The sequence below is a fragment of the Halomarinibacterium sedimenti genome, assembly GCF_019312585.1.
GTDB classification, from domain to species: Bacteria; Bacteroidota; Bacteroidia; order Flavobacteriales; family Flavobacteriaceae; genus Halomarinibacterium; species Halomarinibacterium sedimenti.
This window is the reverse complement of sequence record NZ_JAHWDP010000005.1, coordinates 140,759-161,138: the sequence shown is the minus strand read 5'-3', so window position 1 is coordinate 161,138 and position 20,380 is coordinate 140,759. Positions and strand designations below refer to the sequence as shown.

Below are 20,380 nucleotides of genomic sequence, written 5' to 3'. Positions count from 1 at the left end.
TTTTAATTGAGTTGATATAGAAGGACTTCCTTAGGTTGTCCTTTTACAATCAGATTTATTTTTTTGTTTTTATTGGCGTCCGCCATGTCAATTTCAGAAGTGCCATAAACCGGAAAATTAGGAAAAAGTTTACCAGATTTATTAAATAAATAGACTTTATGTTCTTTGAGTTCGGTAAGCGCAATAAAGCTTTCTTTGTTAAAACTGAATATTTGTGGTTTTGAGTATACACCTAGAGGTAACTCCACTAACTGCCCATTAATTCTAAGTAAATGATCATCTAACGTTACCTTTATCGTTCCTTCAATTGCAAATTGATAATTCTTAGAAACTTGTAAGGCTTGTGAACTAACTTTTCCGTCCTGAGAAATGGTTTCTTTACTTTTGTTTTTTGTAATAACTACAAAGTTACTTCCTTCTTTTTCTATTGGAATTTCAGAAAACTCAAAGGTTTTATTCAGTTTTATGCGTTCTTTTCCAACACGGCTTAAAATATTAAGTTTTCCATTTTCTTCGGCAATTAGGATGTAATCTTTATTTCCTATTCTAATATGTTGTGGTGGTAATACAATACTGGATGAAGCTTTATTAAATGTAAACCCACTCACATCTTTACCTTGGCCATCATACATAAAAACATCCTTGTCTTGACAAATTACAAATCGGTATTTGCGGTTATTATCATAATCAAAAATAGATACAGGTTGGGTAATGGGGTCTTTAAATTTTTTCGGAAATGGAGCAACGTCTTTACCGTTTCTATCCAAAACATACAAGGTTTTTCTAGTGGAAAAAGCAAGTTGTTTTTTGCCATTTCGAAGTATATCTACTTCATTAATGCTACCCAAAATTGCACCGTCTAATTGCTTTTTCCAAAGAGTTTTTCCGTTGGAGGAGATAAAATATAGCACATTGGAAATATCCTGTACCACAATGTCTTTACCTAACGTATTATGATTGGTAAAAAATTGGGGCTTCCCTACAATCTCCCTGTCAAGTGACACAGAAATTAATTGGTTAATAAGTCCGCTATCTTGTTTCTTTCCAGAAGTTTCTTTGCAAATAAGATTGAGATGAGCAAAATCTCTGTCATAAATAAGCTGAACAATGGCTGATGGAAAATTATTCAACTTAGACGATTTTGTGTCTAACATGTTTGAAAAAAAGGATCCAGAATACCCTTGTAATGAGTAGGTAGTTAATGAGGAAGCCTGGGCTAATTGCACATAAGCACTTTCAAAATAAGGAGCATTTGCAAGTACAGCATTGTTTAGAAAATCTGAAATTAATTGCTGAGCTGTTTCTTCTGTTTCGGTAAAAATGATAAAATCTTCCCACTCAAAAACAATTGAAAAAGTAGTGTCCTCTATTAAAGGTGTAAATACGTTAAATAGAGGTTGTTCCTCAGTAAAAGCGAAGAGCTGAACTTCCCTAAAAGTTTCTTTCTCTGATATGTATTTTGCCAATTCATCCCACGTAATTTGTGTGTCTAAACTCTTCAAAGCTATTGCATTTTCATTGGAGAGTTTGAGGGTAACAATTTCATTGATAGATTCAAAAAGTGGGTCAATGTGTAAAGAATCACTTTTAAATAATTGAATGTTTTTCTCAAGCAAATTTACATCGTTAAAAGTAAAAGAGTGTGCTTCCTTTGCTGAAAGGGGTATAATTGAGGCAGCATCATTTTTTTGAGGGATTTGCCCTTTAAAAACCGAAAGTAGTTGAGGCAAGGAGTCGTTTACCAATACAACGCCATTACCTACTACGCCATCGGGTAAAACTTGTAAATCGAATGAAGCTAAGGATGCAAAAGGATAGGAAATTGAATCATTTTCCTTTAGGGCATTAAGCTCATGGATATATGCAAGTTGCTGGTCATTTTTTAATTTAAATGCCTTTGAAAATAGCGCATTTTTTTTCACTTTTCCTTCCATACTTTTTTTCAAAATGGCCTCGGAAGTGGACATCATGAAAACACTATCTATTTGTATGCTAAAGGCTTCGGAAGCATTAAAAACTGTTTTCTTAATGTTTTTTCCATTAAAAGGAATGTCTGTTTGCGAAACACCTTCAATAGAATCTAGTTTAAACAGATTCGCCGATATTTTGGTAATTAGTGTGAAATGGTTTGTGGAATCATTCACGGCTTCTTTACATAAAATGACATTTCCCGTGGGTTTCACCAAATCAAAAACGGACTTTTTAGTATTAAAAAATTCCGAAAAAGGCTCTCCATTTAATTGATTGAGAAGGTTATTTTTTTTGAAATCCTGAGCGGTTATTCCCCAATTTTTAATCTTCAATACTGTTTGCGTGCTCTCTGGAATAAAGCTAGAAAGCTCTTTGTTTTTTTTGGAGGAAGTATCACATCCCCAAAAAAAGAATACAAAGGCTAATACAAAAGCGAGATTCGATAATTTTTGCATACACAAAAATAACAAGGTTTAGTTCAAAAAGTGGATTTGTTAACAATAGTTTATTGACGGGTTTTTAACAGTCTAAAAATTTAGTTTTAATTGCTCGGGAAGTAACTTAAAACTTTTGCGATGAAATGGCGTAGGGCCGTGTTTTCGTATAGCATTGCGATGTTCTGCCGTAGGATATCCTTTGTTTTTGTTCCAATAATAGTTCGGAAACTCCTCGTGTATCTTTTCCATAAAATCATCACGGTAGGTTTTAGCTAAAATGGAAGCAGCGGCAATGTGCAAATACTTTCCATCGCCTTTTACCACACATTCGTAAGGCGTTTTGCCATAAGGCTTAAATCGGTTACCATCTATCGCAATAAACTCTGGTTGTTGTGTAAGTTGCTCAATGGCCCGGTGCATTGCTAAAATGGAAGCATTTAATATATTTAGTTGATCAATTTCTTCCATCATGACGTGCGAAACTCCAAAACAGATAGCTTCTGTCTCAATAATGGGGCGTAATTCTTGTCTCTTTTTTTCTGAAAGTTGTTTAGAATCGGTTAACCATGGATGCGAAAAATCATTGGGTAAAATAACAGCAGCTGCGGTCACAGGACCCGCCAAACATCCCCGTCCCGCTTCGTCGGTGCCACATTCCAGTAAGTGTTGATGAATTTTTAGGGTTAGCATAAAATGCCAAAGATTTAATGATTAATTTCTAAGTTAAATAAATTAAGGCATTGCATCTTCCTATTTATCAAATAATATTTACGGATGAAATTAAAAATACACTTTTCCGTTTAAAAAATTTAACTTTGCCCATTAAGTTTCTTCAGAATGAAAAAAACACTTTTGCTACTTTTCTTTTTTTGTTGCTATGCAATGGTGTTTTCTCAAAACTATCCCTCAGGAGGAGATATGCCAAAGGGGAAGACTGAAAAACCTCCCATCGATTTATATAAAATTATCTCCTTTGAAAGAGATACTACCTATCTCGATACGACACTTTCCATTCAAAAGGAATACAAATTCAATTATTTACGACGCGATAATTTTGAATTACTCCCTTTTGCCAACGTAGGGCAAACCTATAATTCATTAGCCTATTCATTCGACAAAGAAAACCTGATGCCTTTGTTTGTCGCACAATCGCATCATTTTAATTATACTGATGCCGAGGATATAAATTATTATAGTGTCCCTACGCCGCTTACCGAATTATACTTTAAAACGGCCTTTTCGCAAGGACAACAAATGGATGGTTTTTTTACCGTAAACACTAATGAACGTTTTAACTTTTCTATTGCATATAAAGGGGTAAGATCGTTAGGGCAGTATCAAAATGCTTTGACGAGTACGGGAAATTTTAGATTTACTACAAACTACCACACCAAAAATAATCGGTATCATATTCGAGCGCATCTTGCCGCGCAAGACATTTTTAATGAAGAAAATGGGGGTCTTACCGAAAATTCTAAAATTCTTTTTGAAACCAACGAATCTGAGTTTCAAGATAGGGGAAGACTAGATGTGAATTTTGAAGATGCTGATAATAAACTGGAAGGGCTTCGTTTTTTTGGTATTCAGGAATATAAATTGATTTCAAAAAAAGACAGCACTGGATATTCTATTTTAACCCTTGGGAATACACTTAGCTACGAAACCAAGGATTTTAAATACGGACAGTCCTCACCCTTTGAAGGCTATGGCGATGCCTACGAAACGGAAGATTTATTCACGAAAACGGTTCTCGATAAATTTGAAGCAAAGGGGAGTGCCACCTTACACAATTCCCTTTTGGGAAATATTTCAGCTTTTATTGGCTACACCGATTATGACTACGGGTACGATTCGGCTTTGGTTTTAGACGAAGGAATCATTACCAACCGTTTACAAGGAAATTTAATAAGCGCAGGGGCTTCCTATCAAAAAGAATATAAAGGATTTGAGCTCTTCGGAAAGGGCGCTATTAATATTTCGGGAGATTTTGATGCTAACTATTTGTTGGGAGGTGCCTCCTTTGATTTCGATGAGAATAACTCAGTGAATGGACATATTAAAATCCACAGTGTTGCTCCTAATTTTAATTTCTTATTGTATCAGAGCGACTATGTAAATTACAATTGGCAGACCAATTTCAACAATGTGAAAACTCAGGAATTGTTTTTCGAAATTGATTCCAAAAAATTGCTGAAAGCATCTGTAAGCTATACCGGGATTGACGATTATACTTATTTCGCCATTGCTGAAGGCGATACTGCACCTACACCACAGCAGTTTGGAGACAGAGTGGATTATTTAAAAATTAGGGCCGAAAGAGAATTTAAATATGGAAAGTTCGCATTAATGAACACCGTGTTATTTCAGCAGGCTTTAGGGGGAGAAGAAGTATTTAATATTCCGCAGATTGTAACGCGACAATCCTTATATTTTCAAGACGAATGGTTTAAAAAAGCAGCGTTCATCCAAACAGGAATTGGGTTTAAATATTTCACATCTTACAATATGAATGCTTACGATCCAGTACTCGCCGAGTTTTATGTACAAAATGATGAAGAATTAGGAGGATTTCCATTGTTAGATATTTTCTTTAGCGCCAAAATCCGTCAAACACGTATCTTCTTTAAATGGGAACACGTAAATCAATTATTCAGTAATACGAGTAATCATTACTCAGCACCTAGTTATCCGTATCGCGATGCCGTGGTACGTTTTGGGTTGGTGTGGAATTTCTTCCTTTAATTAATTGAATCCCTTAAAATCTCAATCATTTCTTCAGAAATAGTATCTATTTCTAAACTATCTCTTTCTTTGGAAACGTCGATTTCGGTTCGTGTGGGCCAAATGTCTTCATCTTTCAATCGTTCGGAGGTTTTCCAGGTTTCCCCTAACTGATTTAATATGGTAGTCTCCCACTGCGAAGGATGCTTCGAATCTATCCAAATGACATCGCGGTATTGACAATCCACCAAAGCCAAATCTGGAGTGGAAGCTCCATCAAACTTTTTACTATCATCTTTTTTAGCTGCCACAGTACATAACACAAACAAGCGTTTTCTACCTCCAATTTCTTTGATAAAGGGTCTAAATTCAACAGGTTTATTAACACTCCAATCGTATTCCTTTCTGGATTCAATGACTTTTAAAGGCATTGCCGAAACCCCTGCCATTCCTTCTTTTTTAGCTGCGTGGTTGTAATAATATAATTTATCGGTTCCATCTGCAGGAATCATGACACTAAACGAAAGACTGGTGCGCTCCTCACCAATTGGTTCCAATCCAAACCAGTGATATAGACCGTTGAAGGCATCTATATCCATACCTGTAAAGTTGAAGTCAGTAACAAAGGGTTGCCAGTTTTCATCGTCTTGCATATCAGGTATTTTGACAGCCGTCTCCATATTCCAAGGCAGTGGATCTGTAAATCCGGCTAGAAATTTAAGCGACTCTGCCTGTAATCGAGAAACCTCTTCGGCTAACGTATTTTGCCGAGTTAAATAGGGGTGGTTTTGAGTTTCCTCAGGAGAAATATAGGTTCCTTTTCCAATTAAAATTCGTTCAAAATAATCTTTTGTGGTATGTTCCCCTGGGTCTATAACCATCACGCCACCGTACGTAGGATAGGGAAAAAAGAATCCTTTCCATTTAATTAAGCTTACCACTTGCACCCATTTGCCATCATCGTTTTTCATATAAAAAACATCGCTGGGTTCCATCGTAAATAACTGAAACAAATTAAATCGTTGTACCACGGCATTGTAGGTGTTTCGGCTAAATGCTAAGGATTCTCCAATGGAAAAGGTTACGGGAATCCGATTTTCACCCGAAAAACGCGGAAAAGGTGTCGTACTCTCTACCGTAAAAAGTTCTTCAGTGTTGTCATTAATGCGTTGCCACATATATTCTTTGGAAGGCTGCACGGCCATCGTCCATTGGTTGGAGGAATCGACACGAACCAATTGGGGCAGGGTAACTTCCTGTGTTTCTCCAATGGATTCATAGGCCATGGTAAGAATATTATTGAAAGGCTGAATGCGTTCGTTTTGCGTTAATGGAAGCTCGTTGAGTTCTACCAATTTAAGATGCTTATATACATTATAACTTTGCATATAGTCATATAGTTTAACCTTCCATCCAAAGTACCAGCCTATCCCAAAAAAGGCAATAATTCCTAGTAAAATGAGGATACGTCTTCCCGCACTAGGTGCTTTTCGGAATTTTGAAATTGTAAACCATAAAAACAAACCTCCAATAAGAATGATAAAAATATATCTGCGAAGAAATAACAAAGCAGGCTGATAATCATCCCGTAAAAAGAATAACAATAGCACCAAAAGTAAACCGCCTATAATGACGATTCTTTTTTGTTTTTTTCCTTTGTTCCAGTAGTTTTTTAGCATAGGTTCTGGGTTTAAGGTTTTAGGTTCTGGGTCAAATTCTTAGGTAAAAATACTTTTACCTTTGACCCCTAACCTAGTACCTTCATTACTTAATCATTCCCTTATCCTTTAATCGGTCGCGGGCACTTTTTTGATTCGGTTCGTTTTGTTCTTCTAATTTTTCGGGAACTTCTTTGGCCTCAACTTCAATGGTATCCTTTTTATCTTCGGCAAGTTCCTCAACAAAATCTTTTCCTTTTTCAATAGCTTCTTTTATGTTCTCCTTTTGCAACCCTTTGGAAGCACCAAAAAATGCCGCTGCAACATAAGTTCCTATCAGAGTTCCCACTATAGCCGTGGCAACATACTGAATTTGAAATATTTGAAAAGGAATAATAAAATTCAAAATGACAGCGACCAATAAAAATAATAAGGTCATCCAGACCAATCGAAGTAGAAAAGGTTGTTGATATACAAATCCTTTATGGTTGTCGTCCTTCATTTGTAACTCTTTGGAGTGCATCAATTTGTTGAAAAAGCGATACAATCTATTGTTTTTCGATTCTCTCACATAGATTACAATTCCAAATAAAATGGTCATAATAAATACAATAACTTCTATGGTAATCATGGCTGGTCTTTTTTGTTATGTTCTAATATACAATCTATTACCCAATCTTGATAGGATTCAGGCCAAGTTTTAAAGGCTTTGTAAAATTCCTCTTTATTGTACCAATATAAATACAACGGGTCTTTAGGGATCATCTCGGTAAGTAATCGCCAAATGAGTTCTTTTTGTTCTTCTTCTAAGGAGGAATGGGGTTCTAACAAGGCTTTGGTGTATTCTAAAGCTACCACATCCGAAATATTAAGCTCCCGTTCTACAATTTTTCGCTGATTGTAAATCTCGACGCTCAAAATCTTCTTTTGCGTTTCTTCATCGAGTTCGTTAATATATTTTTTGAATAAAAATGGGCTGTCTAAAACTTCTTTGATGGGATGGTCAAAATCACTAAAATTTTCAATAAAAAATTGCTTTTTAATTCGGGCGTAGCGTTCTGTTTTTGCGGCTTTTTTAATATCGAAATCGGCAATAAGGTGATTTACCAATGTAGATGTCAATTCATTATGGCTAACGTGAAAAAGTGTGACATCGTGCACGGTATCTTTGATGGCTTTCTGAAAAATTTCTAAGTCTTCAAAAACAATGATATCGGTGATAAAATCTCTCAACACGAAAATCCCGCCAAAGGCCTTGGTGTAAAACGATCCAATGTCCAAAACGATGGGCTCCAATTGAAGTTTTCTATGGCGTAAATCGCCATAGCTTTTAGCCGATTCTAACAATTTTTCATGAAGTTGAAGATCGATAAAGTTATTACCCTCATGGAACGTAGCAACGAGTTCTTTTTGTTCCTTTTGTTTGTTTTGCAAGTCGTGAGTTATGGTAAAACTCAGTGTTATTTTTTTATACTGAAGCAAATCAAAAGGAGCATAATAGGCGTCTATGTTTTGGTCAAGTTGTACACATATAGCAGCATCTTTGGTAATGTCTCTAATTTCTTGTGGATACGCGGCAAAAATGGCTTCCATGATATTTCTATCGAAACTATGAAAAGGATTGTGCACAGGTTTTCCCTCCTGCATGGGGGAAACGATAATCGCATTGCTGTTGGCCTCACCTAGATTCAAATAAAAGGGTTCTTTCATTTCTTCCGCGATTTCAGGGCTCCAACCCATCGCATCAATAGAAAAACTAGTGAGTTTTGTGGGTTGCATACCCAACAATGCCAGGCAATCGTTGTAGCGTTTTGCCAACGATCCAGAAACGGGGACTAACGCCCCGCCAAATAATCCTGCTGCTTTTAGTTTATCTATCAATCTTCGTCTTCTTCAAATTGTTTTCTGGCTTCCAATTGCACATTCAGTTCATGTACTCGCTGATCTACTTTTCGTTTAAAATCGGTGTCGGCAATGGTTGCCACATTGTCTAAATATCGAATCACTTCCTGTTTTCTAATATCAGAAAAGCTTAAGCCTTTCATATTGGCTTTCATTAATTCTTGTAGCATTCCGAACTTAGTATCGTAATCTTTTTTGAAATACAATTCTCCATTTTCAAACCATTCCTTCGGAAGGTCAAAATCCGTCAGGCGAAGTGAAACCGCACTTTGTATATTTCGGATATCTCGGGAAGAGAAAAATGGAAACGCCTTTTGAATGTTTTTGTACAGTTCGGCATAAAATAAATGCTCGTCAAGTTTGTGTTTTTCTTCGGTTTCCTCATAAATTTCTAACACACGTTCCTCGGTGGGTTTTTCAGTAGCTTTTAAAATCTCTCCCAAGTTTTTAGCCAAGCCCTGCTCGCTTAAAAATGTATAATCGCTAGGGTTTTTCATATTCACAAAACCGGGCATGGTTTTTTCAATTTTTCGCCACCACAAATAATCCTGGTCTACAAAATCTGGCAGGGTACGTGCGCCATCTATTTTGAAACGTCCTTGCACACGAGAGATAACCGCTTTATCCAGCATCTCAGGTAGATTGGTGAAAAGTCCAATGGAACTATTTCCGTAGTTCACAGCGTAAGCCCCTTCGGTATAACGTAAAAACACCCCAATCACTTCCTTTACCCCAGCAGAAACTCCTTGTGCGGTTCGCTCTTGTAAATTGTTTTCTGCATCATCTATAGGCGCGAATATAATTTTTGAAGGGTCTTGCAAGGGCTTCATCCATTGTACCATTTTTTCGGCAGAACCTCCTTGAAAGGTCGAAATTAAGGTGTCGGGCATGGGGTGAAACAAAAACGGAATATCGAGATTATCGCAATGTTCTTTTAATCGGGTGGCAATGGCGGCAATCAACATACTTTTTCCCGTTCCCGGAATTCCGTAACCCATAAACACGGGCATAAAACCTCCCAATTCCTGAAACGGATTCTTTTTGGCAGCGAAGTCGTAACTCAGCATTCGTTCAGTTAAACGACGTGCAAAATGTTTAGCATCTCGGTTTCCAACAATTTCTTCAAATTTAATTTTATTAAACTCCACACTTTTTGCAGTGCCTTCAAACACGTTTTCCCATCCTGAAACGGCAAATTCACTTTTTTCGAGTTTGTATGTGCGGTCTGTAATACTTTCGGTGTATTCCAAAGAGGCAGTTCGCAATTGAATTTCAGCAATAATAGCTTCAAAAAACACGACCGAAAAGTCCAGCATATCTTTGTCGCTGGTAATCATTTCGGGGTGATTTAAATACTTGTCATAATAAAATAAAAGGCACGAAACCCCACGCATAGGGGATTGTAATGAAAGCTCCGGAATACCTGCGAACTTGTTTTTCATCACGCTTACATCGTCGGTTAGCGGTTTTAAATCGTATAAAATGCGGTAGGCCGTTCCGTACAACATAAACGCTGTAGCCGTTTGTTGTTTGCTATCAAACTCTCTTCTTTCGGAAGTATCCAAAGCCGATTTCCGTTCGTTTAAACTTGTTAAACCCGAAGCATCATAATAACTATCCCGAAGCCACAATCCCATCGTGATTCCTTCCTGCAGCGCATACAACGCTTGGTTGAGGTGTAACGGAATAGCCACCGAATCTGGTAATAATTTCTTTTTTAACCCTAAAATGGTTTTAGAAACTGAAATAACCTCACTGGTGCTATTTCCCGTGGCTTTGGACAAATAGAGCAGAATAGATTCATCTTTTCCGTTTTTATCTCGGTTTTTCGCCTTTAAACTTTGGTCCCATTGCACCCCTTTTAGAAAGGAGGTAGCCTCATCTCTCAGGGTGTTGAGTTCGGTAATTTTTATAGGAAAAGTAGTATTGTGCTCCATATTATAATTTTAATGTAGGAATTTCGATGGGTTCTTCGGTTAGGTTATTTAGGAAATCTGGAATTCTATCATAGACCACTTGTATCACACGATGCGGACTGAAAAGATATTTTCTTGGCTTTTGAGCTTCCCATATTTGTAGATCTTGCTTACTGAAAAAACTACCTTCTTTAAAACTTCCTTTGGTTTCAATATCTTCTACGGTTAAGGAAATAGCGTGTGCCGAAAGATCCAGCACTTTGTTTACAATCCCCTCCAAAATACAATGAGTTACTTGCAATTCGTCTTTTGCAAACACATTGTGAATGGGTCCTAAATCTATTTTCCGAAGTTTTCTAGGTAATAATTTTGGTAATTTTTTATCGATAGCGTATGCCATCATATCCAAACTCATGTCTCTGTCGGCTACTTTTTCGAGGATTTCATAGATTTCTTGCGTATATTCTTCTACAGTGGTTTTATATAAATCGAAGTACATAAAACACACAAAGGGGCGGTTGCTACCCACATCGTAAAACGACCAACTAATTAAATAAGGCGCATTGGGATTGTTTTCAATTTTCTGAATTTTCCCTTGAACAAATCGTTTAAAAATATAGCGAGCGTCTACCGAAGTATAATACACAATTGAAGCCGCTTGTTCCAATTTTCTTCTGGAAACGGGTGTTTTATATTTTAGTAATCCTTCAAGAAATTCGGCTTTAAGCGTATCTATTTTTGGGAGTTTGGCGATATGCTCATTTTTCAAAGCTAAATCGTTTATTAAATACCGAAACTCTAAATAGTTTGGGAAACCCGATTCGGTGACATCGATTTTCATTTTGTCCTCATCGTTGTACAAATACTTCACTCGAAATGCTTCTAAGGAATAGGTAATCAATTCGCAGTATTGTTCTAAAAAGGATATCTCCAACGGATTGCAAATAGTACGCTCTGCAATACTTTTAAAAAGTTCCCCAAAAGCATGGTTCACAATTTTAAAATACACTTGATACTGTTCTTTGGTTTCAAGAACAGCACTATCAAGTGGCGTAACTATTTGGTTAATGGAAGACATTTTCTACATTAGTTTTTGACTGGTCGAGCTTTCCTGTTTGGCAGGCATACATAATCGAATTTATTAGATATTTTAAATGGATTCCGAATTAAGCTTGCCTACCGCAGGCAGGTTCGCAATGACAAAGAAGATGTAATTATTTTTTGTCACGCCGAGCTACGACACGGCGTCCATTTATTTGACTATCCCAATAAATCTCCATCTCCTGAAGGTTTTGGATCTTCAGGTGCTTTTTCAGGGTTAGGGGATGGCGCATTACCATCGCTAGCATAGAATTCTTCAAAAATTTCTTTCATATCAATTCCGTAACGATTGGCAAAATCCTTCTGAATTTCGGCATCCTTTTCTCTAATTTCCTGAAGGGCTTCCGCATAACTTCCATACACCCCTTGCATCACTTTTTCGTGAACCGGGATGTTGTCCATCATTTCTTGGCGAGCCTTAGCACTTGCACTATGCATAGCAGCCAGCGTAGTTCCAATATGTTCATCTGTTTTAACACCTAAGTGTTCTAAAATGGCGGCAAACTCTTGATCGGTACGTGCTTTTAAAGCCACTACATAGCCATCGTAATATTTTAAACGCTCATCGGTATCACTTTTCAGTTTTGCACGATGCGTTTGTAAATTACTTCGTAAAGAGGTCAATACCTTGATGGTTAAGTTGTGCTTATGCACGAAGCTATCTTTACTTGCAGCTAATGTCGTGTATGCATTTTTCAACCCTTCCAGTTCTTCTACTTTCTGCTCAATAACAGTAATTTTACCAATGGCCTCGCTATAGGCAGTCGATTGTTTGTCGGCAATTTCTTCCAGCTCAAGGCGCGCTTGTTTTAACAAAGCGTACTGCTCTTCGAGTTGGTCTTCGGTTTCTTTTTTCTTTTCAAGGGCTTTGGTGTGGTTTTTACTTGCTTCCACAATCGCATCTTGCAATTTGTCCTCCACTTCTTTTATTTCCACTTCACGATTTTTCAAACGCGTTACAGCAGCTTGACTTTTATAGGACAATTCGCTTAGCAAAGTCTGTACATCTGCCGTTTCAATTCGTTCTTGGAACATCGCTTTGGCCTTCATATCAGCTGCTTCACGGGTTTTTTCGGCAGCTTCTAATTCGGCTTGTTTTTTTCGGATACGCGATTTACGCCCCCAAAGGTTATTCCACCAGTTGTCTTTTACGTTTTCGGCATCCTCCAGTTCCATTCTGGCACGTTCTAAGGCTTTTTGCGCATCGTCAATCACCTTTTGCTCTTTCGCATTAAGGGTAGAGAATTTCTCGAAAATAATTCCTACTTCGTCTTGGTAATCGGTAAGGTCTTTAATGGCGTCGAGTAGTGAAGTGCGGTCTTTTTCGGCCATCCCCACCACATCGTCCAGGGTGGCGTTTAATATTTTTTGTCGCATTTCAGGGTCATCTTCCTGTGCGAGTTTAGACTTCATTTGGTCTACGGCTTTTCCCCAGTTTACTTCTACTTTTTCTTGTTTTGAGGAGGAATCGGTTTCTAATAAATCAAAATCATCAGACATAGGTATGGCTATTTATGAGTTAGTATTTTTTTTGGAGTGTTAATTTCGGTAAAAAAATTGAGTTAGACAGTACATTTTAGAAAAGTACGCTTTATAGGTCGAAGATTTAATGATTTTGTTACTTTGAAAATTCTAAAAAACAAAAAAGCCCAACAAACTTGTTGGGCTTTTTATTCAAACTTGATAGCTTTTTAATCTCTTAACAATCCTCTCGAAATCACAATTTTTTGAATTTCACTCGTGCCTTCGTAAATCTGAGTGATTTTGGCATCACGCATGAGTCGTTCTACGTGGTATTCTTTTACAAATCCATTTCCACCATGAATCTGTACTGCCTCAACGGTAACGTCCATTGCAGTTTGCGATGCATGTAATTTTGCAATGGCACTACTCATATCGTAATTATTGCCTTGGTCTTTATCCCAAGCTGCTTTCATCACCAAATGACGCGCTGCTTCAATTTGTGTATGCATATCTGCCAATTTAAATGCAATGGCTTGATGGTTGCAAATTTCGGTACCAAAAGACTTTCTAATTTTTGAATAATCTCTCGCCAATTCATACGCGCCAGCCGCAATTCCTAAAGCTTGTGCAGCAATCCCGATACGGCCACCACTAAGGGTTTTCATGGCGAATTTAAATCCGAAGCCATCTTCACCTATTCTATTTTCCTTCGGCACTCTTACATCGTTAAAGTTTAACGAATGGGTATCGCTTCCGCGAATGCCTAATTTATCTTCTTTAGGACCTACTTCAAATCCTTCCCAGCCTTTTTCAACAATAAAAGCGTTAATTCCTTTATGTCCTTTTTCGCGATCAGTTTGTGCAATTACTAAATAATAGTCGGCGGTGCCACCATTGGTAATCCAGTTTTTGGTTCCGTTTAAAAGATAGTGATCACCTTTATCAATTGCAGTAGTTCGTTGCGAAGTAGCGTCGCTTCCCGCTTCGGGTTCGCTTAAACAAAATGCACCAATGGATTGTCCTGTAGCAAGTTTGGTAAGATATTTTTGTTTTTGTTCTTCAGAACCATACGCTTGTAATCCGTAACATACCAAAGAATTATTAACCGATACAATAACCGAAGCCGAAGCATCAATTTTGCTCAATTCTTCCATGGCCAAGACGTAGGAAACGGTATCCATCCCGCCCCCACCGTATTTTGGGTCGACCATCATTCCAAGAAAGCCAAGCTCTCCCATTTTCTTTACCTGTTCGGTTGGGAATTTTTGTAAGTTGTCACGCTCTATAACACCTGGAAGGAGTTCTGTTTTGGCAAAATCGCGAGCCGCATCGCGTATCATTAGGTGTTCTTCAGAAAGGCTAAAATCCATAATAAAAGGTTTATCTCTAAATCGTTTTCGAAATGAGTGCAAAGATACTTCATTGATGAGAGATTTTCAATAAAACCCGTTATTTTTACCAAAATGAAAAAAACAAAGTATCGAGTTATTGGAGTTATGAGTGGCACCTCGCTAGATGGGATAGATTTAGCGCTGTGTGCGTTTCATGTTTCTGAAAAAGGGGAATGGGATTTTACGATTGAAGTGGCCGAAACGATACCTTATTCAGAGGATTGGAAGGAAATATTAAAGGAGGCGATTCACTTTTCTGAAGGAAGATTACAAACGTTGAACAAAGAATACACTTACTATCTTTCCGAAGTAATTACAACATTTATAGAAAAGCATTCCATTACCAATTTAGAGGCGGTTTGTAGTCACGGGCATACCATTTTACATGAACCCCATAAAGGAATCACACTGCAAATAGGAAATCTTCCATTATTAGCTAAAAGAATTCAGCAAAAAGTGGTTTGTGATTTTAGAATACAGGACGTGGTAATGGGTGGGCAAGGAGCGCCACTGGTGCCAATTGGAGATCGACTTCTATTTTCAGCGAATGATTATTGTTTAAACTTGGGCGGATTTGCCAACGTCTCTTTTGAAGAAAAAGAAAAGCGAATCGCCTATGATATTTGCCCTGTGAATATCGTAATGAATTTTTATGCTGAAAAATTAGGAACGCCGTTTGATAAAAGTGGCACTTTTGCAGAAAGGGGAACTCTCAACACAGTACTGTTAAGCCAATTAAACATGCTATCATTTTATTCTGAAAAGCCTCCAAAGAGCTTAGGCTTAGAATGGGTGCAACAATATATTTTTCCGTTGTTGGAAGCTTCAAAAGAAACGCCCCAGAACATTTTACGAACGTTTGTGGAGCACGTGGCTATGCAACTTTCAAATCAGTTTAAAGAAAACAGTTCTATATTCATAACAGGTGGTGGAGCCTATAATACCTTTTTATTGGAAAGATTAAAAGCTCAGAAATCATTAAATATAATTGTTCCAAATTCACAAATTTTGGAATTTAAAGAGGCTTTGGTTTTTGGACTTTTAGGAGTGCTAAAATTACGCAATGAGGTAAATTGTTTGGCAAGTGTTACTGGAGCCAAAGACGATCATTCTAGTGGGATACTATTCAATCCATAAATTTTACCTAAAATTAATCTTTACCCTTTTCAATTTTTTATATTTGCGGTCTTACTTACCAATTATAGATGAAGGAACTTCTTAAAAAGTACGAAGAAAAAGACCCCGAAATTGTTTTTCACTGGAATGACCCCGAAACCGAAGCCGAAGGCTGGACGGTTATCAACTCGTTACGAGGTGGTGCCGCTGGTGGTGGAACACGTATGCGTCCGGGACTAGATCAAAACGAAGTGTTGAGTTTGGCAAAAACCATGGAGGTAAAGTTTACCGTTTCTGGACCGCCAATTGGAGGAGCAAAATCGGGAATTAATTTCGACCCAAGCGATCCTCGCAAGAAAGGCGTTTTAGAGCGTTGGTATAAGGCAGTTTCTCCCTTGTTAAAAGCCTATTATGGGACGGGGGGTGATTTAAATGTAGATGAGATTCATGAAGTTATTCCTATAACCGAAGAAAGTGGTGTTTGGCATCCGCAAGAAGGGGTGTTTAATGGACATTTTAGCCCAACAGAAGCGGATAAAATTAACCGAATTGGGCAGTTGCGTCAAGGGGTGATAAAGGTGTTGGAAAATGTAAATTATTCTCCAGATGTAAGCCGAAAATATACTGTGGCCGATATGATTACAGGGTATGGCGTGGCTGAAGCAGTGCGTCATTATTATGATATTTACGGTGGCAGTGTGGAAGGGAAACGTGCAGTGGTACAAGGTTTTGGAAATGTGGGGGCGGCAGCAGCCTATTATTTGGCCCAAATGGGAGCTAAAGTGGTTGGGATTATTGATAGTTCGGGAGGTATTATTAAGGAAGAGGGCTTCAGTTTTGAAGAAATAAAAGGTTTGTTTCTAAATAAAGATGGAAACAAATTGGTTGCAAAAAACATGATTCCTTTTGATGATATTAACAATAAGATTTGGAAGCTTAAGACTGAAGTTTTTGCACCTTGTGCCGCCTCACGATTAATTACGAAAGAGCAAATCTCAGAAATGATTGGATCTGGTTTGGAAGTAATAAGTTGTGGTGCCAATGTACCTTTTGCAGATAAAGCTATCTTCTTTGGTCCCATTATGGAATATACCGATGAAAAGGTAAGTCTTATTCCAGATTTTATTAGTAATTGCGGAATGGCACGCGTGTTTGCTTATTTTATGGAGCGCAAAGTACAGATGACCGATGAAGCCATTTTTAATGATACATCCATTACCATTAAGAATGCCATTCAAAATACCTTTGACAATAATAGTAGTAAAACAAATATTAGTAAAACTGCTTTTGAAATTGCATTGAAACAGTTAATTTAGACAACAATTAATCCCCCCTTTTATGGAATCGATTATCATTTTAATTTTTGTGATAGGATACTTATCCATCACTTTAGAACATCCTTTAAAATTAGATAAAACTGTACCTGCATTGATCATGGCAGCCTTAATTTGGGCATTGTTAGCCGTAGGTTTTTATAAAGGATGGTTTAATGTAATTGATACCTATGAGAATGTGTTTGATGGACTATCTGGCACTGATGAAGCTCATCATGGCTTTGATAATACACTACTGCATCACTTAGGGAAAACGGCAGAGATTCTTATTTTCTTGATAGGAGCGATGACCATTGTTGAAATTATTGATTTACATCGAGGATTTGAAGTGCTTAAAAGTGCTGTTAAAACAAAAAGTAAGCGAAAATTATTATGGATTATTGGGATATTGGCTTTTATCCTATCTGCCATAATAGACAATCTTACTGCTACTATCGTATTGGTTACGTTGCTTCGAAAATTAATTCATTCAAAAACCGATAGAATTTGGTACGCTTCCTTGGTTGTAATTGCGGCGAATGCTGGCGGAGCTTGGTCTCCAATTGGAGACGTTACCACTACTATGCTATGGATTGCAAATAAAGTAACGGCTTTAGGTTTAATTGAGTTTGTGGTACTACCTTCCATTGTTTGTTTTGTAGTTCCTTTTCTTGTTGCTTCTTATTTACCAGCCTTTAGAGGTAAAATTGAAATGGAAGATAGTGACCAAGATACTGTGTCCGAAAAGTTATTAAGTAGCAGAACCATGCTTTTTTTAGGTCTTGGAATGATAGTTTCGGTGCCTGTTTTTAAAACTTTAACCCACTTGCCACCCTATATGGGAATGATGTTGGCGCTTGGGGTTGTATGGCTTGTTTCAGAATATATACACCCAGAGGAGGACTTTAGCAAGGAACGCAGACATTTATACTCTGCGCATAAGGCGTTATCAAGGATCGAAATTTCAAGTATCTTATTCTTTCTTGGGATTTTAATGGCGGTTGCTGGATTGGAGTCTTTAGTCTATGGTGTTGCCGAAAATGGAGATCCCGTTGGGACACTTCGTTATTTAGCCGAAGTTTTACAATCTGCGATACCGAATCAAGATGTTGTTGTGATATTACTTGGTGTATTCTCTGCAATAATAGATAATGTACCCTTGGTTGCAGCTTCTATTGGAATGTATGATTCACCAACGGATTCTGTTTTATGGCACTTCATTGCTTATTCTGCTGGTACAGGGGGTAGTATGTTAATTATTGGTTCTGCTGCTGGTGTTGCCGCTATGGGAATGGAGCGAATAGACTTTATATGGTACCTTAAAAAAATTACCTGGCTCGCATTTATTGGCTTTATTACAGGTGCTGGAGTTTTCCTTCTTTTTGAGCGGGTTTTATTTCACCATGTTTAAAACAATTTATAGTTACTTCATCCGTTAACCAATAAAAACATATTTACTTATGCTAAACTTCTTTTTACAGGAGGATACAGACATTGCTTTGCAAGAGCTGGAACCAGAATCAGTTGAGAAAACCTTATCCATTATGGATCTTATCGTGAGTGGTGGACTCGCTGGGCAAATTATTATTGCAGTACTTTTTGTGCTTCTTTTTGTGGCAGTGTACCTATATTTTGAAAGACTATTTGCTATTAAAGCAGCTTCAAAAATGGATAGCAATTTTATGAATCAAATTCGAGATCAAGTTTCCAGTGGGAACATTCAGGGTGCAAAAGTGCTTTGCGCTCAGCATAATACTCCTGTTGCCCGTCTTACTGAAAAAGGAATATCCCGTATAGGAAGTCCATTGGATGATATTAATACTGCTATTGAAAATGCAGGACGATTGGAAGTATATAAACTGGAAAAAAATGTGAGTATCCTTGCTACTATTGCGGGGGCTGCCCCTATGATTGGATTCTTGGGAACAGTTATAGGAATGGTATTAGCTTTTCACCAATTGGCCACCAGTAGTGGGCAGGCAGAAATGGGAACTTTGGCCGAAGGTATTTACACGGCTATGACAACTACTGTTGCGGGTCTTATAGTAGGAATTATTGCCTATATGGGCTATAATCATCTAGTCGTAAAAACTGATAAAGTGGTGCATCAAATGGAAGCCACAGCAGTAGATTTCTTGGATTTATTAAATGAACCTGCTTAATGAATTTAAGAGGACGAAATAAAGTAAGTGCAGAATTTAGCATGAGCTCGATGACAGATATCGTGTTTCTCTTGTTGGTATTCTTTTTATTGACTTCGCCAGCCATTACGCCGGATGCATTAGATTTAATTCTGCCAAAGGCAAAAGGAAAATCCAGTAATCAGCAAAAAGCTTCGGTGAGTATTACAAAAGATGGCGCTTATTACGTGAATAAGGAACGCGTGAGTGAATTCAGCATAGAGAAAGAATTAAAGACAGCTTTAGCTGGACAAAAGGAACCCACTATTATTCTGCGTGCCGAAGAAGGAGTTCCTATAGAGGACGCCGTGTTTGTGATGGATATTGCTAATAAAAATAATTTTAAAGTTGTATTAGCTGTTAGACCCAATTAACCATGAGTTTGCTGGATACTAAAGACAAAAGAAAAAGCATGACTATCACAGTAATCTTACACGTGATTATTCTGATATTGCTTTTTTACTTCGGATTTACGTATTTAGATCCACCTCCAGAAAATGGTATTGCCGTAAACTTTGGTACCATGGATTATGGTAAGGGAGATGAACAGCCCAACGAGCCTATTAAAACAGCACCCAAGGAAACAACACCCGAACCTATTCCAGAAACCAAAACTGAAGTAAACGAAGAGGTGGTTACGCAGGATAACGACGATGCTCCAGTTATTAAAAAGGAAAAGAAGGAAACTATAAAAGAAACTCCTAAGGAAGTTCCCAAAAAGGTAGAAACAAAAAAACCCGATCCCAAGCCAGATAAGTCAACTACTGATGCATTGTCAAGCCTTATCAACGGGCCAAAAAATGATGGAAAAGCCGATGGGAGTGAAGGTAACGATGACAAAGCAGGTGATAAAGGAGATCCCAATGGAGACCCCAATGCTAGTAGCTACTATGGAACAGGAAAAGGACTAGACGGTGATGGAAATTATTTGCTTGGTGGAAGAAAAGCCATAAACAAAGAAAAGTTTGTACAGGATTGCAACGAAGCTGGTAAAGTGGTCGTGAGTATTGAAGTAGACCGAAATGGAAAAGTGATAAGTGCAACTCCTGGAGTTCGCGGTACTACAAATAATTCAAGGTGCTTGTTAGAGCCAGCAAAAAGAGCTGCCTTAGCAACACGCTTTAATGCAGATGAAAATGCTCCTGCTAAGCAAATAGGGAAGATAATCTACAATTTTAAGCTTTCAGATTAACATTTAAAGGGAAAAAAG

At 37.7% G+C, this 20,380-nt stretch carries 16 protein-coding genes; 7 read left to right on the top strand and 9 right to left on the bottom strand.

The features are described 5' to 3' along the window. Window positions 1–2 precede the first annotated feature (2 nt). Both KXJ69_RS11885 and rnhB read right to left on the bottom strand, forming a co-directional pair. A complete protein-coding gene (locus KXJ69_RS11885; RefSeq protein WP_219053335.1) occupies window positions 3–2,426 on the bottom strand; it encodes a hypothetical protein in 2,424 nt (807 codons plus the stop codon). 72 nt (window positions 2,427–2,498) lie between these two features. After that, window positions 2,499–3,098: a ribonuclease HII gene (rnhB, locus tag KXJ69_RS11880; RefSeq protein ID WP_219053334.1), complete on the bottom strand. Its 600-nt coding sequence runs from the start codon at window positions 3,096–3,098 to the stop codon at window positions 2,499–2,501. A 147-nt stretch (window positions 3,099–3,245) separates the two neighbouring features. Between rnhB and KXJ69_RS11875 the strand changes: the two genes are divergently transcribed. Then, a complete protein-coding gene (locus tag KXJ69_RS11875; RefSeq protein WP_219053333.1) occupies window positions 3,246–5,150 on the top strand; it encodes a putative porin in 1,905 nt (634 codons plus the stop codon). Here the strand turns inward: KXJ69_RS11875 and KXJ69_RS11870 are convergent. The 7 genes from KXJ69_RS11870 to KXJ69_RS11840 all read right to left on the bottom strand — a co-directional run bounded on the left by KXJ69_RS11870 (window position 5,147) and on the right by KXJ69_RS11840 (window position 14,540). Beyond that, window positions 5,147–6,808, bottom strand: coding sequence for a hypothetical protein (locus tag KXJ69_RS11870; RefSeq protein WP_219053332.1), 1,662 nt, complete (start codon window positions 6,806–6,808; stop codon window positions 5,147–5,149). The genes KXJ69_RS11875 and KXJ69_RS11870 overlap by 4 nt on opposite strands. 85 nt (window positions 6,809–6,893) lie before the next feature. After that, a complete protein-coding gene (locus tag KXJ69_RS11865; RefSeq protein ID WP_255571334.1) occupies window positions 6,894–7,418 on the bottom strand; it encodes a hypothetical protein in 525 nt (174 codons plus the stop codon). Further along, window positions 7,415–8,668 carry a DUF6638 family protein gene (locus KXJ69_RS11860; protein ID WP_255571333.1) on the bottom strand — a complete coding sequence of 418 codons (1,254 nt, stop codon included), beginning with the start codon at window positions 8,666–8,668 and terminating at the stop codon, window positions 7,415–7,417. The genes KXJ69_RS11865 and KXJ69_RS11860 overlap by 4 nt, the downstream gene beginning before the upstream one ends. Beyond that, window positions 8,665–10,626, bottom strand: coding sequence for an AAA family ATPase (locus tag KXJ69_RS11855; RefSeq protein WP_219053331.1), 1,962 nt, complete (start codon window positions 10,624–10,626; stop codon window positions 8,665–8,667). Before KXJ69_RS11855 ends, KXJ69_RS11860 begins: the two co-directional genes overlap by 4 nt. A gap of 1 nt (window position 10,627) precedes the next feature. Next, complete coding sequence (locus KXJ69_RS11850) at window positions 10,628–11,683, bottom strand: hypothetical protein (RefSeq protein ID WP_219053330.1); 1,056 nt, start codon at window positions 11,681–11,683, stop codon at window positions 10,628–10,630. A 182-nt stretch (window positions 11,684–11,865) separates the two neighbouring features. Then, entirely contained in the window at window positions 11,866–13,206 is a 1,341-nt protein-coding gene (locus tag KXJ69_RS11845) for a microtubule-binding protein (protein ID WP_219053329.1), read from the bottom strand. A 191-nt stretch (window positions 13,207–13,397) separates the two neighbouring features. Beyond that, the gene (locus tag KXJ69_RS11840) at window positions 13,398–14,540 is read right to left on the bottom strand and encodes an acyl-CoA dehydrogenase (protein WP_219053328.1); all 1,143 of its coding nucleotides are present in this window, start codon (window positions 14,538–14,540) and stop codon (window positions 13,398–13,400) included. A 93-nt stretch (window positions 14,541–14,633) separates the two neighbouring features. On the opposite strand from KXJ69_RS11840, the gene KXJ69_RS11835 reads away from it, so the two are divergent. The 6 genes from KXJ69_RS11835 to KXJ69_RS11810 all read left to right on the top strand — a co-directional run bounded on the left by KXJ69_RS11835 (window position 14,634) and on the right by KXJ69_RS11810 (window position 20,362). Beyond that, on the top strand, window positions 14,634–15,698 hold the full coding sequence (locus KXJ69_RS11835; protein WP_219053327.1) for an anhydro-N-acetylmuramic acid kinase: 1,065 nt from the start codon (window positions 14,634–14,636) through the stop codon (window positions 15,696–15,698). A gap of 68 nt (window positions 15,699–15,766) precedes the next feature. Next, entirely contained in the window at window positions 15,767–16,993 is a 1,227-nt protein-coding gene (locus KXJ69_RS11830) for a Glu/Leu/Phe/Val dehydrogenase dimerization domain-containing protein (RefSeq protein WP_219053326.1), read from the top strand. Window positions 16,994–17,015: 22 nt separating this feature from the next. Continuing rightward, window positions 17,016–18,401: a sodium:proton antiporter NhaD gene (gene nhaD, locus KXJ69_RS11825; RefSeq protein WP_219053325.1), complete on the top strand. Its 1,386-nt coding sequence runs from the start codon at window positions 17,016–17,018 to the stop codon at window positions 18,399–18,401. A 49-nt stretch (window positions 18,402–18,450) separates the two neighbouring features. Beyond that, the gene (locus KXJ69_RS11820) at window positions 18,451–19,152 is read left to right on the top strand and encodes a MotA/TolQ/ExbB proton channel family protein (RefSeq protein WP_219053324.1); all 702 of its coding nucleotides are present in this window, start codon (window positions 18,451–18,453) and stop codon (window positions 19,150–19,152) included. After that, entirely contained in the window at window positions 19,152–19,544 is a 393-nt protein-coding gene (locus tag KXJ69_RS11815; protein ID WP_219053322.1) for an ExbD/TolR family protein, read from the top strand. Before KXJ69_RS11820 ends, KXJ69_RS11815 begins: the two co-directional genes overlap by 1 nt. Window positions 19,545–19,546: 2 nt before the next feature. Next, on the top strand, window positions 19,547–20,362 hold the full coding sequence (locus KXJ69_RS11810; RefSeq protein WP_219053321.1) for an energy transducer TonB: 816 nt from the start codon (window positions 19,547–19,549) through the stop codon (window positions 20,360–20,362). The last annotated feature ends 18 nt before the right edge of the window (window positions 20,363–20,380 follow it).